General features: G+C 45.4%; 15 protein-coding genes, 1 tRNA gene and 1 pseudogene. 13 read left to right on the plus strand and 4 right to left on the minus strand.

Features of this window, described 5'->3' with window-relative positions; translation table 11 throughout:
• Positions 1-940, plus strand: a pseudogene (locus C5684_RS03720) (disulfide bond formation protein B); the annotation flags it as partial.
• Here C5684_RS03720 and C5684_RS03725 read toward each other — a convergent pair.
• Both C5684_RS03725 and C5684_RS03730 read right to left on the minus strand, forming a co-directional pair.
• Positions 906-1,160, minus strand: a complete 255-nt coding sequence (locus C5684_RS03725) for an HP0495 family protein (protein ID WP_013890938.1) — start codon at positions 1,158-1,160, stop codon at positions 906-908. The pseudogene C5684_RS03720 and the gene C5684_RS03725 overlap by 35 nt on opposite strands.
• Positions 1,147-1,536, minus strand: coding sequence for a YbgC/FadM family acyl-CoA thioesterase (locus C5684_RS03730; RefSeq protein ID WP_013890939.1), 390 nt, complete (start codon positions 1,534-1,536; stop codon positions 1,147-1,149). The genes C5684_RS03725 and C5684_RS03730 overlap by 14 nt, the downstream gene beginning before the upstream one ends.
• A 116-nt stretch (positions 1,537-1,652) precedes the next feature.
• On the opposite strand from C5684_RS03730, the gene C5684_RS03735 reads away from it, so the two are divergent.
• The 3 genes from C5684_RS03735 to C5684_RS03745 are packed head-to-tail and all read left to right on the plus strand — an operon-like array spanning position 1,653 to position 5,415.
• Positions 1,653-2,990: a sodium-dependent transporter gene (locus C5684_RS03735; RefSeq protein ID WP_199764485.1), complete on the plus strand. Its 1,338-nt coding sequence runs from the start codon at positions 1,653-1,655 to the stop codon at positions 2,988-2,990.
• A 1-nt stretch (position 2,991) separates the two neighbouring features.
• On the plus strand, positions 2,992-4,323 hold the full coding sequence (locus tag C5684_RS03740; protein ID WP_013890941.1) for a sodium-dependent transporter: 1,332 nt from the start codon (positions 2,992-2,994) through the stop codon (positions 4,321-4,323).
• Between the two features lie 3 nt (positions 4,324-4,326).
• Complete coding sequence (locus C5684_RS03745; RefSeq protein WP_013890942.1) at positions 4,327-5,415, plus strand: phospholipase A; 1,089 nt, start codon at positions 4,327-4,329, stop codon at positions 5,413-5,415.
• A 21-nt stretch (positions 5,416-5,436) separates the two neighbouring features.
• Here C5684_RS03745 and C5684_RS03750 read toward each other — a convergent pair whose 3' ends face one another.
• The gene (locus C5684_RS03750; RefSeq protein WP_013890943.1) at positions 5,437-5,943 is read right to left on the minus strand and encodes an acyl-CoA thioesterase; all 507 of its coding nucleotides are present in this window, start codon (positions 5,941-5,943) and stop codon (positions 5,437-5,439) included.
• A 77-nt stretch (positions 5,944-6,020) separates the two neighbouring features.
• On the opposite strand from C5684_RS03750, the gene galE reads away from it, so the two are divergent.
• The gene (gene galE / locus C5684_RS03755) at positions 6,021-7,040 is read left to right on the plus strand and encodes a UDP-glucose 4-epimerase GalE (RefSeq protein WP_104639455.1); all 1,020 of its coding nucleotides are present in this window, start codon (positions 6,021-6,023) and stop codon (positions 7,038-7,040) included.
• Positions 7,033-7,848, plus strand: coding sequence for an SDR family NAD(P)-dependent oxidoreductase (locus C5684_RS03760; protein ID WP_104639456.1), 816 nt, complete (start codon positions 7,033-7,035; stop codon positions 7,846-7,848). Before galE ends, C5684_RS03760 begins: the two co-directional genes overlap by 8 nt.
• Here the strand turns inward: C5684_RS03760 and C5684_RS03765 are convergent.
• Positions 7,849-7,933 (minus strand) — tRNA-Leu (locus C5684_RS03765).
• A 118-nt stretch (positions 7,934-8,051) separates the two neighbouring features.
• On the opposite strand from C5684_RS03765, the gene C5684_RS03770 reads away from it, so the two are divergent.
• The 7 genes from C5684_RS03770 to C5684_RS03800 all read left to right on the plus strand — a co-directional run bounded on the left by C5684_RS03770 (position 8,052) and on the right by C5684_RS03800 (position 15,748).
• The gene (locus C5684_RS03770) at positions 8,052-9,086 is read left to right on the plus strand and encodes a ribonucleotide-diphosphate reductase subunit beta (RefSeq protein ID WP_104639457.1); all 1,035 of its coding nucleotides are present in this window, start codon (positions 8,052-8,054) and stop codon (positions 9,084-9,086) included.
• Complete coding sequence (locus C5684_RS03775) at positions 9,086-9,718, plus strand: protein-L-isoaspartate(D-aspartate) O-methyltransferase (protein WP_104639458.1); 633 nt, start codon at positions 9,086-9,088, stop codon at positions 9,716-9,718. The genes C5684_RS03770 and C5684_RS03775 overlap by 1 nt, the downstream gene beginning before the upstream one ends.
• A 23-nt stretch (positions 9,719-9,741) precedes the next feature.
• Positions 9,742-10,782: an LptF/LptG family permease gene (locus C5684_RS03780; protein WP_233708648.1), complete on the plus strand. Its 1,041-nt coding sequence runs from the start codon at positions 9,742-9,744 to the stop codon at positions 10,780-10,782.
• Positions 10,782-11,543, plus strand: a complete 762-nt coding sequence (gene truA / locus C5684_RS03785) for a tRNA pseudouridine(38-40) synthase TruA (RefSeq protein WP_104639460.1) — start codon at positions 10,782-10,784, stop codon at positions 11,541-11,543. The genes C5684_RS03780 and truA overlap by 1 nt, the downstream gene beginning before the upstream one ends.
• A 223-nt stretch (positions 11,544-11,766) precedes the next feature.
• The gene (gene purD / locus C5684_RS03790) at positions 11,767-13,008 is read left to right on the plus strand and encodes a phosphoribosylamine--glycine ligase (protein WP_104639461.1); all 1,242 of its coding nucleotides are present in this window, start codon (positions 11,767-11,769) and stop codon (positions 13,006-13,008) included.
• Positions 12,995-13,471 carry an RDD family protein gene (locus C5684_RS03795; protein ID WP_104639462.1) on the plus strand — a complete coding sequence of 159 codons (477 nt, stop codon included), beginning with the start codon at positions 12,995-12,997 and terminating at the stop codon, positions 13,469-13,471. The genes purD and C5684_RS03795 overlap by 14 nt, the downstream gene beginning before the upstream one ends.
• Entirely contained in the window at positions 13,472-15,748 is a 2,277-nt protein-coding gene (locus tag C5684_RS03800; RefSeq protein ID WP_104639463.1) for an LPS-assembly protein LptD, read from the plus strand. It begins immediately after the preceding gene.
• Position 15,749 lies beyond the last annotated feature (1 nt).

The following is a 15,749-nucleotide window of genomic DNA, read 5'->3' on the forward strand; positions in this document are numbered from 1 at the left end:
CCCCCCATCTGATCCCCTCCAACCTTTAACATCTAGCCCCTCTAGCCTCACCCTTGCCATGCCTGCTAATCCTCTTGGCAATACACAAGAGACTGATGGGTGCGCCCCAGCACTCAAACCCGCCCCCTTTAGCTTTTCGCCCGATACCTTTGCCGGACACAATGCGATCCTCAAAAACGCTTTTTTGGTGAGCACCCAAAAAGAGGGGCTTTATATTGTCAATCAAGATTTAAACAAGGTGTTGGCACATTTGGTGTTGGATAAGGATTATTCTGTATCGGTGGAAAATTTTGTCGGGGCAAATATGGTGGGGAATGTGATCCGCTTGATGGGGGCTAATAAAAGCAGTGTGGATGTTTTGTATAACCCCCAAGCAAAAAATAATTTCCCCAATTTCTTACAAGGCGCACACCATTTTGATGAGATCGGGCGCAACCGCTTAAGAACAAGCCGTGCTTCTACTTACTATGTGCTGAGTGCGCGCAGTGATGGGACTTACACCTACATGCTCACCGTGCCTAACAAACGCTACAAGCAGTTGATTTTAATTGGCATGCTCGATCAAGATTTGGGCTTGGGTTTTGAGCGGGTGGTGCAGACCTCCAGCAATAACCCCCTCAAAGAGGGGCGTTCGCTCTCCGAGTTTTATATTGCTGGGCTAGCCTTTTACCAAGGGCGTTTATTTGCGCTCAGCAAGGCATATAATACCCTCTTGGTGATTAACCCTTTAGATGGGCGCATCATCGATGTCTATGGTTTGCCCAGTGCCATTAACAACCCCAGTGCATTGGCCTTTGTTAGGGGGCAACTCATCATTACGGGCTATGAAAATAACAAGGATATTTTCTACTACCTAGACATTTCTAATCTCTCTTTAGCCTTGCCGCCGCTAGAAAAGCCCACTCTCAAAGCACCCATTTTACAAACGCATGGGTGCTAAGGGCACTAAAAAGACGATCGCGTTCCTCTTGGCTTTGCACCTCTAAGCAGAGTTGCAAGCTGGTGTATTTGCCATGTGTGCTCATGTGGTTTAAATCCGCTTTGTAGTCTTGCCTGCCCAAAATTTGGGGGAGTTGTTCTAGAAGGGCTCTAGGATCATCGGTAATCAAGCGGTATTCCCACAAAGTGGGGTAGGTGATTTGGGGTTTATTGGAGTCCATGTAAAAGCCTTACAAAGTGAGGGGGTATGCGTGTGGGGGTTTTGGTGGGGAGGTGGATAAAGCCGATTTTGATTTGCATGCTAAAAAGCAATTCGGGTTTTTGGGGGGTGATCTTAAAAATGTCTTGTTGGAGGGATACACTCACCTTTTTAAGGGCTAGAAGTTGCGTTTTAACCTCCAAACTATCGCCCAACATGGCCGGTGCGTTAAATTGGGCTTGTAAGCTCTGAATCACAAAGGCGCATTCTTGGTCTTGGGGGATCAAGTGCGCTTTAAAAAACACCTCGCTTCTAGCCCGTTCGCAATATTTAAAGTAGTTGGCATGATAGACAATCCCGCCACAATCGGTATCCTCATAATAAACCCGCAGACGCATAGATTCCCTTTTTTGGATAAAATCTCTACAATTAGCATGATTTTGTAAAGATATATTAAACCTTAATTTTTTTTGTGCTAGAATGAGCACTTTTTTAATATCAAGAGAAAGGAGTTTTGGTGAATAGCTTTTCAAAACTAGGGTTTGTATTAGCTGCTTTAGGCAGTTCAATAGGGCTCGGGCACATTTGGCGTTTCCCCTACATGGCAGGCACCAGTGGTGGGGGTGGGTTTGTGATTCTCTTTTTGATCCTCTCACTCACAATTGGGCTTACCATGCTGATTGCTGAAATGGTGATTGGCCAGAGCACCCAAAAAGATGTCGCGGCTGCCTTTGCAGAGCTAGACCCTAATCCTGAGCGCAAAACTTGGCGTTATGCGGGGCTGATGCTCTTCACTGGACCCATTATCTTGACCTTCTATGGGATCGTGCTAGGCTGGGTGTTTTACTATCTAGGAGCGGTGAGTTTCAACTTGCCCACAGATATTGGAGCCTCAAAACAGATTTTCACCAATCTTTTAGAGCATTCTGTTGGCATGCAGATTATCGGGCTTGCTATCACCCTCTTACTCAGCGCTTGGGTGGTCTCTAGGGGGGTTAAAGATGGCATTGAGAAACTCAATTTTGTCTTAATGCCCCTCTTATTCATCATCTTTATAGGCTTGCTTATCTATGCCTCCACGCAGGTTTCCTTTAAAAAAGCCCTCGATTTTATGTTTGGGATTCGTTTAGCAGAGTTTAATCAAAAGGTCTTTGTGAGCGCGCTAGGGCAGGTGTTCTTTGCCTTGAGTTTGGGCATTGGAATCAACATCGCCTATGCTTCATCAACACACCGCAGACAGGATTTGCTCAAAAGTGCGGTGTGGATTGTCTTGCCCGGGATTGCCATTTCTTTAATGGCGGGCTTGATGATCTTTACCTTTGTGTTTGAATATGGGGCTAACCCCTCACAAGGGGCGGGCTTGATCTTTGTGTCCTTACCTGTGGTGTTTTCTAAGATGGGCATAATGGGGAGCGTGGTGTCTATTTTGTTCTTATGCGCCCTAGCCTTTGCAGGGATCACCTCCACCATTGCCCTTTTAGAACCCCCCGTGCAGTATTTGGTGGATAAGAATTATTCGCGTTTTAAAGCGACATGGGGGCTTACTGGGATAGTCTTTGTCATCGGTGTGGTGCTCATTTTCTCTTTGGATGCCAAGTATGGGACTCATCTAAAATTTTTTGGCAAAAGCCTCTTTGACTTGGCAGACTTTTTTTCCACCTCGATTTTAATGCCCTTTTGGGGGTTGGTTTCTGTGCTCTTTGTGGGCTGGGTGGTGAGCAGAACAAAACTCTATGCAGTGAGTTTGCACTTTTTGAGCCGCTGGATGTTTGCTGTGTGGGTGTTCTTGCTCAAGTTCATCGCACCTATTGTGATTTTGGTGATTTGGGCTGTGAAAATTTTGCAGGACTAGCATGGGTTTTTCAAAGTTAGGTTTCATCTTAGCTACTTTGGGGAGCTCCATTGGGCTAGGGCACATTTGGCGTTTCCCTTACATGGCTGGGAGCAATGGGGGCGGGGCATTTGTCTTGCTCTATTTGGGTTTAACCCTAAGCTTGGGGATTACGATGTTGCTTGCTGATATGATCATTGGCAACTTGGGGCGTAAAGATGTGGTTTCTTGCTACCAACACCTAGATACCAAGCACAAGAAAATTTGGGGGTTTAGCGCGATCTTTTTGCTAGGCGGACCTCTTATTCTGTCTTTTTACACGGTGGTGCTAGGCTGGGTGTTTTACTACTTGATCAAGGTGAGCTTTAATCTGCCCTCTTCTTTGGCAATGTCTAAAGAGGCGTTTGCGCACTTGAGTTCTGAGGATTTATTTTGGCAGATTTTGGGCTTTAGTGTGTGGTTGTGGCTGACCGTTTGGATTGTTTCTAAGGGGATTAAAGAGGGGATTGAGCGACTGAGCTTGTGGCTGATGCCCTTGTTGTTTCTTGTTTTTATCGGTTTGCTTGTTTATGCTATGACTCTACCTAGCTTTTCGCAAGCCATGCATTATATGTTTGTCTTTGATACCAGCAAAATTAACCTAAGGGTGTTTTTAGATGCGTTGGGGCAGATGTTTTTCTCTTTGAGTCTAGGGGTGGGCACGATCACCACCTATGCGGCTTTTACCAAGTCTGATGAAAACTTGCTAGGCAGTTCGCTATGGGTGGTCTTGCCCGGCATTGCCATCTCTTTAATTGCCGGGTTGATGATATTCACCTTCATTTTTAACTTCAATGGGGAGCCCTCTCAGGGGGTGGGGCTGGTCTTTATCTCTTTGCCTTTGATCTTTTATCAAATGGGCTTAGCCGGTTCGATCATTGCCTTTTTATTTTTCTTAGCCCTCATCTTTGCAGGGATCACCTCCACGGTGTCCATGCTAGAACCCGTAGCCCTATACTTGATGAATCACTTGAAATGGAGTCGCGCCAAAGCTTGTTTTTTAGTGGGTCTAGGGATTTATTTTGTGGGGATTTTGGTGATCTTGTCAATCCACAAAGATTATGCATCCGCTCTCACCTTTGGGGGTAGGAACATTTTTGATTGGGCAGATTTTAGCGCCTCGTCTGTCTTAATGCCCTTGGGGGGTTTGTTCTCGGTGGTTTTCTTAGGGTGGGTCTTAGATCAAAAACGCATTTATAAAGCCAGCAAACGCTTTTTAACCCGTTTGGGGTTTCAGGTGTGGATTTTTGGCGTGCGTTTTGTGGCACCGGTGGTGATGATCCTCATTTTATTTTTACAACTTAAGAAAAGTTAGCCCATGCGTAGGGTTTTCCTAACAGGCTGTGTTTATCTTTGTTTTTTAGGGGGTGAGGAGGCTAATAACCGCCTAAGCCCCTCGCAATTAGCCCACAAGGGTTATACAACCGGTCCTCAGTACCCAGATTTTTACAAGCCATGGTTTTATGGCTTAAAAGACTCTTGGAGTGTGCCCCCCAGAAAGCCCAAAAAAGTCAATATCTTAAGCGACTTTGCTAAAAAATACTTGGATATTATGGAATACCGTGGGACTTACTTTATGCCCTTTTACCATAGCTTTACCCCCATTTACCAGTGGTATTTCCCCAGCATTAACCGCTACCAAAGCACCGAATTTAAATTCCAAGTGAGTTTTAGAGTCCCGGTTATCCGGCATTTTCTCTTCACCACCGGCACACTCTATTTAGCCTACACCCAAACCAACTGGTTCCAAATTTATAACAACCCCCAAAGCGCGCCCATGCGCATGGTCAATTACATGCCCGAGCTCATTTATGTCTATCCGCTCAATATCCCCTTTTTCACCGAAAAGATGGGGCGTCTGAGTGAGTTTTGGATTGGTTGGCAACATATTTCTAATGGCATTGGGGGCAGGCAGTGCTACCAGCCTTTTAAAAATGGGAATCCCACTGATGCCTTTCCGGGGACACCTGTGCATATCACAGAAGAGAATAAGCAAATAATTGTCCAGCAAGGAGGGCTTGATGGGGGTTGTCGCTCAGTGAGTGCCGGGCAGCGCCCCGTATTCAAACTCACATGGCAAAAGGGGGGGCTCAAAATTAGAGTGGCTTACTGGCCCTATATCCCTTATAACCAATCCAACCCGAATTTGATTGATTTTATGGGTTATGGGAACGCTTTTATTGACTATAGGCGGGGGCGGCATCATTTTGAAATGCGCATTTATGACATTTTCACGCAATATTGGCGCTACAAACGCTGGCATGGGGCGATTCGTATCGGTTATACCTTCAGAATCAGTCGCTTTGTCGGGCTTTACATGCAGTATTTTAATGGCTATGGAGATGGACTCTACGAATACGATGTCTTCTCTAACCGCTTTGGGGTCGGGATTCGCCTCAATCCCTAGCCTAGATATTTTGGATTTGCCTTATTTTTTCAACGCCGTCTTTTGGGTGCTCTTAAGGGCTTCCTTGCGTCTAATCGCCCTTTCGTAACGCTCTTTTTCTTTGTCCGTGCGGGGGGTGAAGGGGGGCATAGCGATGGTTTTGCCATCTTTCATCGCCACCATCGTAAAGTAACAGCTATTGGTGTGGGTGGCGACTTTGGTTTTAAAATCCTCACAGATCACCTTGATCCCCACCTCACAACTCTTAGTACCCACATAATTCACGCTGGCAAAGCAGGTAACCAAAGTCCCGATGGGGATGGGGTGTTTGAACAACACGCGATCCACGCTCAGGGTAACCGTGCCATACCCACAATAGCGCGTGGAACATACATAAGCGACTTTATCCAAGAGATTAAGCAACTCCCCCCCGTGCATGACATTGTTAAAATTCACCATCGTGGGGGTAACCAAAAAAGACATCACCAGCTGTCTAGGGTCGCCCACACTAGCGGTGGTGTCCATCACTAACTCTTCCGTGTTTCCCATAGGAGCTCCTTGATTCAAAATGGCGTTATTTTAGTGGATTTTAGATAATATCGGGTTAAAATGGTTTAGGGATCACTATGTTGCTTTTGACTGGGGCTTGTGGGTATATTGGTTCGGGCGTGGCGCGTTGGTTTTTAGAAAAAACCCCCTATTCTCTGCTCATTGTGGATAATTTGAGTACGGGCTTTCAAATTCATTTGCAAAGTTTGCAAAATTACGCCCCTAATCGGGTGGAGTTTGCACAACTGGATTTAAACGACACGCATGCATTAAGCCAAGTGCTAGCCAAGCACCCCATCTTAGGCGTGTTGCACTTTGCAGCCAAAATCAGCGTAGAAGAATCCACACGCCTGCCCTTAGATTACTATGAAAACAACACGCACAACACTTTAAATCTAGTTAGGCTCTGTATCCAGCATGGCATCAAGCATTTTGTATTTTCCTCCAGTGCAGCCGTTTATGAACCCAGCGATCGCCCCGTAGATGAGCAAGCCCCCTTAAATCCCATCAACCCTTATGGGGCTTCTAAGATGATGGCAGAACGCATGTTATTAGATGCCAGCCTAGCAGAGGATTTTTCATGCGCAATTTTGCGCTATTTTAATGTCGCCGGGGCGACTCATTTTAATGACTACACAACCCCCTTTGGCTTGGGGCAACGCGCCCAAAATGCCACCCACTTAATCAAGGTTGCCTGTGAATGCGCCACACACAAACGCCCCTCTATGTACATTTTTGGGGATGACTACCCCACACCCGATGGGACTTGTGTGCGTGATTTTATCCACATCGACGATCTCGCTCTAGCCCATGTGCAAGCCTTTAATACTTTGCTAGACACCCGCCAAAGTGCCATCTACAATGTGGGCTATGGTCGGGGTTATAGCGTGCTGGAGGTGATTGAGCAAGTTAAGGAAGTTTCTGGGGTGGATTTTAAGGTGCAAATTGCGCCCAGGCGTGCAGGCGATCCAAGCTCTTTGATTGCTGACAATGCCAAAATCTTAGAGGTTGGCTTTAAACCCCAGTTTGACGACCTAAAAAACATTGTTTCTAGTGCCTATGCGTGGGAACAATACTTGAGGAAACAACATGGCTAGCGTGGTGCTAACAGGGGCGAGCAGTGGAATCGGGTTGCAATGTGCCTTGTTATTGCTAGAAAAAGGCTATAAACTCTATGCGATCTCTAGGAAAGTGAGCACCCTAGAGGTATTGCAACACCCTAATTGTGTGCGCCTAGATTGTGATTTGAGCGATGAAGCACAGGTTAAGCAGGTGGTTGGCAAGATTTTGAATCGAGACTCCCAAATTAGCGCGCTCATCAACAATGCCGGCTATGGCTTGCTAGGGAGCTTGGAGGAACATAGCCTAGAGCAGGCAAAAGCCCTTTTCCAAGTCAATTTGTTTAGCATCGCCCAACTCACTTCTTTATTATTGCCCACCTTGCGCCAAAATACCCATCTTAGCCCCAAGATCATCAATGTTGCCTCCAGTGCGGGGCGATCCACCACGCTTTTTTTAGGCTGGTACCATGCCAGCAAATACGCCCTAGAGGCTTATAGCGATTGTTTGCGCGCCGAGCTCATCCCCTTTGGGGTGCAGGTGGTGCTCATTGAGCCCGGGGCCATCGAGACCAAATGGGATCAAGGCACGCTGAATGCCTACACCCCCGATCCTAAGAGCCCCTATGATGTGGAGTGCCAAAAGGCTAGTGCCTTTTACAAGCAAACCTACCAAAGGGCTACAAAACCCCAAGTGATCGCGGCATGCATTTTGCAAGCCTTGCAAGCCCCCCGCCCCAAAACGCGTTATTTGGTGGGCAAACACGCCCATTTATTGGTGTGGGCTAAAAAATGCTTGCCTGATCGACTTTATGATTGGGTGGTGCGCCAAAAGATTTTAGGGTGATGGTGCGGAAGAGAGGAATCGAACCTCCACGCCTTGCGGCGTCAGATCCTAAGTCTGGTGCGTCTACCAATTTCGCCACTTCCGCTTGTAAAAGTCGTCATTCTACCCCCCATAAGTTTAAAAACCACTGAAAAAAAACTATTTATGTAGGGATCAGCTACTTTAAAGTATGATCGCCCTCCAAATTGTGATAAGAGGCATTGATGAAAAAACAGACCTTAGGGCGTAAAAAAATTTATAACCCCCACTCCACAGAACGCGCACAGGATCGCCAAATCTTTGGAGGCAACCCCACGAGCATGTTTGATCTCAACCAAATTAAATACCCATGGGCTACTAAGCTTTGGAAAACCATGCTGACTAACACTTGGTTTCCTGAGGAGGTGAGCATGCATGGGGATAAAAACCACTACCTCAAGCTCACCCAGCAAGAGAAAATCGGCTACGATCGCGCGCTCGCCCAGCTCATTTTCATGGATAGCTTGCAAACCAATAATTTAATTGACAATGTCAATCCCTTCATCACCAGCCCAGAAATTAATTTATGCTTGGTGCGCCAAGCTTTTGAAGAGGCGTTGCACAGCCATAGCTATGCGGTCATGGTGGAGAGCATTAGCGCTAATAGCGATGAAATTTATGAAATGTGGCGCACCGATGAGGCGTTGAAAAATAAAAATGACTGCGTGGCACAGGTGTATATGGATTTAGCCCATGATCACACGGAGCGTAATTTATTAAAAGTCTTGTTTGCTAACCAAATCTTGGAGGGCATTTATTTTTACAGCGGGTTTAGCTTTTTTTATGCACTCGCTAGGGGGGGTAAAATGCTAGGTTCGGCACAGATGATCCGCTTTATCCAAAGAGATGAGGTTACGCATTTGAGTTTGTTCCAAAATATGATTAATTCTTTGAGAAAAGAGCGTCCAGATTTGTTTAGCCCCGATCTCATTGAAGAAGTGATCGCCATGTTTAAAGAAGCGGTGGATTTGGAGAGTGCTTGGGGGGCTTATATCACGCAAGGCGAGATTTTGGATCTCAACCCCAGAGCGCTTAGGGCGTATGTTGAATACTTGGCTGATACGCGTTTAGCCGTTGTGGGTTTGCCCAAACTTTATCACACCAAGAACCCCCTTAAATGGGTGGATCAGTTTGCTAATTTTAATAGCCACCGATCGAACTTCTTTGAGGCTAGAGTGAGCAATTACTCTAAGGGCAGTTTGAGTTTTGAAGGGTTTTAGTGTTCCAAATTAAGAACGCACACATGTGCGAGGCGATCGCCCAACGCTTTAACCTAGAAGAGTCCATTAAAAACGCCATTTGTGCGATCAATCGCGAGGAATTTGTCCCCTCTAAACAGCTAGCTTATAGCTTGGATGCCTTGCCAATGGGGGCCGATCAGTTCATTAGCTCCCCTTTGACCGTGGCTAAGATGACCCAATTTTTAAAGCCTCAAGGGGCGGATAGTGTCTTAGAAATTGGGTGTGGGAGCGGGTATCAAGCCATGGTGCTCTCCAAACTCTTTAGGCGAGTCTTCAGCATTGAGCGCATTGAAAAACTCTTGGTGGAGGCTAAGAAACGCTTTAGAAAACTGGGGGCGACCAATATCCACACCAAGCTAGGAGATGGGCAACTTGGCTGGAGCGAGTATGGCCCCTATGATCGCATTTTATTTTCTGCCTGCACGCATAGTATCCCTGCGGCACTCAGCGATCAACTTGAAGAGAGGGGTATTTTAGTGGCTCCCATTTTGGACAACCAAGCCCAAAAGATCACCCGTTTTATTAAAAAAGGCGGGGTTTTGGTGGTGGATCAGGTGCTGGATCGTTGCTTATTTGTGCCCATTTTAGATGGGATTGAACGGGGTGTTTAACCTCTTAGGAGTTGTCCATGCAGATGGCTAAATCCTATATGTTTTATGCCATCTCACAAGTGTTTTTCTCTTTCTTTTTGGTGCTCTTTTTCATCGCCTCGATTGTGATGCTCATTGGCATTGCCAGCGTAACTTTAGTGGTCAAATTGAGTTTTTTGGATTTGGTGCAACTCTACATCTACTCCTTGCCCGGGACGATCTTTTTCATTATCCCCATCACCTTTTTTGGGGCGTGTGCCATTGGATTAGCGCGGCTCTCCTATGACCATGAACTCTTGGTCTTTTTTTCTTTGGGTATCTCGCCTAAAAGTTTGGTGAAAGCCTTTTTGCCTCTGTGTTTGTTTGTGAGCGTGGTTTTGCTTATCTTCTCTTTAATTTTGGTCCCCGCTTCTAAGAGTGCGTATTATTCCTTTATTCAGGCTAAGAAAGAAAAGATCGATGTGAATATCCACCCGGGCGAATTTGGGCAGAAATTGGGCGATTGGCTGGTTTATATTGGGAGCAATGAAGGGAATATCTTTAATGATGTGATTTTGTTTTCACACAAGGGGTTAGCCCTAGAGAGTTTTATTATTGCCAAACAAGGGCAGATCAAAAACCAGCAGGGCGTGTTTGAACTCCAATTAGAACATGGGAATGCCTATTTTGCCCAAAAAGATCAATTACGCAAGGTCCAATTTGGGCAACTCATTTTAAAAAATAGAATCGCCTCCTCTAGTAGCAAAAATCCGGTCTTTTTGCACTCCCATGACTACATTGGCTACTGGAAAAGTGCTTTTGGCAAAGATGCAAACAAAAACCAAAAAAGGCGTTTCACCCAAGCTATTTTGGTTGCGCTCTTCCCCTTGGCTAGTATTTTTCTCATCCCCACTTTTGGGATTGCCAATCCGCGTTTTTCTAAAAATCTCTCTTATATTTATGTGCTCTTGGCTGTGGGGATTTATTTTTTGTGCATGCATGTGATTAGCCAAGATGCCCCCTTGATTTTTGTTGCGATTTTGCCCATCGTGTGGCTCTTGGGGTCGTATGCGCTCTATAGGCGCATCATTGTGCGTTTTTATTGATGCAACGCTTTAAAATGGTGCTCGCCTATGATGGGAGTGCCTTTTGCGGGTTTGCCAAACAAGAGGGTTTGCCAAGTGTGGAGGGCAAGCTAGAACAAGCCCTTTTGAGTTTGGGGATTGCTAGCCCCATTTTGGCTGCGGGGCGCACTGATAGGGGCGTGCATGCCAGCCACCAAGTGATCTCCTTTGCCACGCACTTGCCCATAGATTGTGCCAAATTAGCCCATTATCTGCCCGCCAAACTTGCCCCCCACATTGTTTGTAAGGCCATCAGCCCCGCCCCGCTGGACTTCCACCCCAGATTTTGGGCACTCAAAAGAACTTACCGCTATGTCCTAGCCCCCAAAGTGCCCAACCCCTTTTTGACCCGCTACATCACCCCCCACCCACATGGGAGCTTGCATGATTTGCAAAAAGCCCTAGATTTATTTGTGGGCACGCATGATTTTGGGTATTTTTGCAAACAAGGCAGCGATCCTAAAAGCACGATCCGCACGATCTACAAGGCATCTTGTTATGGTCATGCGATCTGTAATTTGCCCTGTGTCGTGGTGGTTGTGGAGGCCAATGCCTTTTTAAGGGCACAGGTGCGCTTGATGGTGGGGGCGGCTTTGGCATGTAGTTTGGGCAAAATGAGCTTATCAGATTTGAGCGATCAAATTGGGCTTAAAAGGCATATCTATCGCATGCCCCTAGCTCCAGAGGGTCTTATTTTGAGCCGTGTTTTTTATGGTGATAGCTTAAGCAAATTTCAATTATAATGGACTCCAGCATTGTAAAGATGCCTGGACGATGCGTGTTTCTAACATTGGCAAGTTCTTTTATTCATTAGATTAGGCTAATTGTAGTGGTTTTTGTGTGATTTGGTATTTTCTTTGGTAGAATCTGCCACCTAAGAGAACCCTCTTAGCCTAGGTTGTAGCTTCTTTGAACTACGCAAGAATAGTAACGGTCGTTTGGGTGGATTGATAAAATAGGGACTGAATGAAAAAGAAGATTCTAATCATTGGGGGTGGTGCTAGAGAATATGCTTTGGGGCGTAAATTTAGAGAAGATGCCCGTATAGGCGATATTTATTTTTCTCCGGGCAATGGGGGCACACAGAGCATTGGCGAAAATATCGCATTAGAAAATCATGAAGAAATTATCCGTTTTGCTACAGATAAACACATTGACTTGGTGGTGATTGGGCCTCAAGAGCCTTTAATCGAGGGGCTAAGCGATGCATTAGCCCTAGCAGAAATTAAAGTTTTTGGACCTAGCCAAAAGGTGAGTATCCTAGAAGCCTCTAAGAGTTTTACCAAGAATTTAGCCTTGAATTTAAACATCCCCACTTCCCCTTTTTTTATTGCACAAGACTACGACACAGCCAGAGAACAGGTGCAAGATTGTCATTTCCCGCTTGTGATAGGACCAGATGACTTGATTCAAAACATCGTCATTGTTAAAAACGCACAAGAAGCCCAGCTGGCTTTAGAACGCTTTTTTGTGCAAGAAAAACACTCTAGGGTTGTGGTGGAGCAATATTTGGAGGGCTTTGAGCTCTCGATCTTGGCTTTGGCACACCACCAAGATTTTTTATTATTGCCTCCATGCCAAAATTATAAGCAACTCTCAGACAATGGACCCCGCACGGGGGGGATGGGAGCCTTTGCCCCCACCCATTTTTGCGATGAGGCGTTCAAGCAAAAAATTGCCTCCACCATTGTTACGCCTATTTTAGATGAGATGGTTAGGCAGGGCACGCCCTTTGTGGGTGTGTTGTTTGTAGAAATCATGGTGGTGCCAACAGAGGGGCAATTAGAGCCTTATTTATTGAAGTGCCATGTGCGTTTTGGCGATCCGGAATGTAGTGTGCTCTTGCCCCTGCTTAAAACCCCTCTTTTGGATCTGTGTGAAGCCACGATTGCGGGCACTTTGCCAAATTTACACTTGGAACTACACCACCAACATTCCCTAGGCGTGGTGTTAGCATCCAAAGATTACCCTTATAAAATCTCACAAGGGCAGAGTGTTTATATCGATCCCTTTGATGAAAAAACCGGGCATTTGGATTTGGGTAAAATCGCCCAAGAAAATGGCTTGTTTGTGGTCTCTGGGGGACGGGTGTGCGTGTGTGTGGGTAAGGGCAAATCTCTCACAGAGGCTAAAAACCATGCCTATGGTTTGGTTAAAAAAGTGCAGTTTGAGGGCATGCAATTTAGAGAGGATATTGGCGCGCTTTAATGGGCGTATCATTATGGACGAGCAAAAAATAGAAGAGGTGCTCTATAAAGAGCACTTGGTGATCGCTCCTTATACATGGAGGTTGGGGGCGTTTTTGGTGGATTTGTTGTGGGTGGGGTTTTTGGCATGGGATTTGAATGTGCGTTGGTTATCGGCGTTGCATTTGGGGCAGTTGCTGGAGTCTTATTTATCCTTGCGTTTTTTGCTTTTATGCGTGGTGGTGCATGGATTTTATGAAATGCTCTTGATGGGTTTTTTGGGGACCACTATTGGTAAATTTGTGTTCCACTTGCGTGTGGTTGCCTTGAAAACTTGGGATAAACCCCCCTTGAGTGCTAGATTGAAGCGTTGGTTATTCAAAGAGTTATTGTTTTTCTACCCCATCGCCTTTTTTTCCAAAGATAAATTTGGGCGGGCTTTCCATGACAGGCATGCCAAAACCCTTGTTATTGTAACGAAATGAATGGTGTTGCGCTTTTTTCTTTTGTTGGCGTTGCTGTGGGTCTTAGCACAGAGTAAGCAACAAGTGGCTGTGCAAAAATTTGATAAGAAAAACCACAAGATTTTTGAACTCATGGCAGACCATGTGGAAGCCAAAAATAATATTGTTACGGCTAGCGGGCATGCGATTCTACTCAACTACGATGTCTATATCCTAGCCGATCAAGTGGTGTATGACACCAAAAAGAAAGAAGCCACTTTAGAGGGGCATGTGCGGGTGTATCGGGGTGAGGGGCTCTTGGTGCAAAGCGAACATGTGAAAATCAAGCTCAATGAAAAATATGAGCTCATTTTTCCTTTCTATGTGCAAGATAGCGTTACGGGGATTTGGATTAGTGCCGACATCGCCCATGCTGACAATGACAAATACCACATTAAAAATCTCACCACCTCCGGGTGCAGCATTGATAACCCCATCTGGCATGTCCGGGCTTCTTCGGGGCATTTTAATGCAACCAAGTCGCATTTATCGCTGTGGAATTCCAAAATCTTTTTGGGGAACATTCCAGTCCTTTATCTGCCCTATGTCTTTGTTTCCACCAGCACCAAGCGGGCTAGCGGGCTTTTATACCCTGAATTTGGGACTTCCAATCTAGCCGGCTTTATTTATTTACAGCCCGTCTATGTCGCGCCCAAAGATTCATGGGATATGACTTTCACCCCCCAGATTCGATCTAAAAGGGGTTTGGGAATCAACTTCCAAGCTAGAGTCATCAATTCCCACCAAGACAAGTTTTTATTCAACATGCGTTATTTTTACAACTATGATAAATACACCAAACTTTACGATCTGAGAAACCAAAATGTCTTTGGGTTTGAAACCATGAACGCTAGCCGCCAAACTTTGCAAAAATATTTTAAGTTGCACCACCCCTTAGACAACGCCTTTTATTTGGATTTTCTTTACATGAACGATTTGGACTATGTGCGTTTTGAAAAGGTCAATAAACGCATCACGGATGCGACCCACATGTCCCGTGGGAACTACTATGTCCAAACCAATAACCATTTTTATGGCTTTTATCTCAAATACTTTTTAAACCTCAACAAGATCAACAATAACACCACCTTCCAATCCTTACCCAATTTGCAATACCACAAGTATTTAGCCCCTTTGGGCTGGAAACACCTCCTTTACTCCCTAGATTACCAATTCAATAATATCGTGCGTCAGGTGGGCTATGGGTATGTGCAAAATTCAATCTCTGTGCCTTTGGGGATGCAATTTTCCTTGTTTAAAAAATACTTGTCTGTAGGCATTTGGAATAGTGTCAGTGCGGGGAATGTGGCGATCATGAACACCAAACATAGCTATGTCCCCAATATTGAGGGCGTGTCTAGGGAATTTGGGAATTACTTTTCAAGTAGTTATGCACTCTATTTAAACACCGATCTAGCCAGAGAATACAATAAGTTTTTACACACCATCCAGTTACAAGCAGTGCTTAGCGGGGCTTACTACACCTATACTGATGGGCTATTTAATAACCAAATGTATGTGATGAGCGCGCAAGCCAGTAATAACTTTGTCGCCACCGCCTCCGGGCACACCTTGAGTGATTATGATTACCGCGGGCAAATTTACGATGCGGTGTGGAATCCCTCTAGCATTGTGGCGCGCAACCCCTCCAGCAAGCAACTTTATTTGAATCTCACGCAATACCTCTATGGCTTGGGCGGACAGGAGCTCTTGTATTGGCGTATCTCCCAATCTTTGGATTTTGACGATCAAATTTCAATCGCACGCACCCCGATGGAAACCAAAATCGGCTTTTCGCCTTTAAAAGGCTTGGACATTTACGGGACTTTGTTTTATTCGTGGTATTATAACAGCATCGATGAGGTGTCGATCAACGCAAACTACACCCGTAAGTTTTTGAGTGCTAACATCTCTTACTATGTGAAGAAAAATTTTAATGACAATGGGATCAACAAAATCGTCCAGAACACTTCCAACTATTTAAAAGCGGGCTTGAGCAATGATTTTAGATGGTTTGCTCTGAATGCGTCTGTGGGGTATGACATTGAAAACAATGTGATTTTGAATTGGCGTGTTGGGCTTTTCAAAAAGATTCGCTGTTTTGGGGTGGGCTTGGAATTTGTCAATCAAAGAAGACCTGTTTTAACCAGTAATCCTAATGATCCTCTGCGAGTCTATGAAAACAACTACATCAAGCTAACCCTAGACTTCTCCCCCATCACCAAAACCAACATCACCTACCGCCAACTTAAGAGGTAAT

The sequence above is a fragment of the Helicobacter bizzozeronii genome, from assembly GCF_900196775.1.
GTDB classification, from domain to species: Bacteria; Campylobacterota; Campylobacteria; order Campylobacterales; family Helicobacteraceae; genus Helicobacter; species Helicobacter bizzozeronii.

Excerpts from the sequence above, each read along its gene's own strand:
- C5684_RS03725 (WP_013890938.1), bottom strand. The coding sequence starts at position 1,160 with ATGGACTCCAATAAACCCCAAATCACCTACCCCACTTTGTGGGAATAC.
- C5684_RS03730 (WP_013890939.1), bottom strand. The coding sequence starts at position 1,536 with ATGCGTCTGCGGGTTTATTATGAGGATACCGATTGTGGCGGGATTGTC.
- C5684_RS03740 (WP_013890941.1), top strand. The coding sequence starts at position 2,992 with ATGGGTTTTTCAAAGTTAGGTTTCATCTTAGCTACTTTGGGGAGCTCC.
- C5684_RS03745 (WP_013890942.1), top strand. The coding sequence starts at position 4,327 with ATGCGTAGGGTTTTCCTAACAGGCTGTGTTTATCTTTGTTTTTTAGGG.
- C5684_RS03750 (WP_013890943.1), bottom strand. The coding sequence starts at position 5,943 with ATGGGAAACACGGAAGAGTTAGTGATGGACACCACCGCTAGTGTGGGC.
- galE (WP_104639455.1), top strand. The coding sequence starts at position 6,021 with ATGTTGCTTTTGACTGGGGCTTGTGGGTATATTGGTTCGGGCGTGGCG.
- C5684_RS03760 (WP_104639456.1), top strand. The coding sequence starts at position 7,033 with ATGGCTAGCGTGGTGCTAACAGGGGCGAGCAGTGGAATCGGGTTGCAA.
- C5684_RS03770 (WP_104639457.1), top strand. The coding sequence starts at position 8,052 with ATGAAAAAACAGACCTTAGGGCGTAAAAAAATTTATAACCCCCACTCC.
- C5684_RS03780 (WP_233708648.1), top strand. The coding sequence starts at position 9,742 with ATGGCTAAATCCTATATGTTTTATGCCATCTCACAAGTGTTTTTCTCT.
- truA (WP_104639460.1), top strand. The coding sequence starts at position 10,782 with ATGCAACGCTTTAAAATGGTGCTCGCCTATGATGGGAGTGCCTTTTGC.
- purD (WP_104639461.1), top strand. The coding sequence starts at position 11,767 with ATGAAAAAGAAGATTCTAATCATTGGGGGTGGTGCTAGAGAATATGCT.
- C5684_RS03800 (WP_104639463.1), top strand. The coding sequence starts at position 13,472 with ATGGTGTTGCGCTTTTTTCTTTTGTTGGCGTTGCTGTGGGTCTTAGCA.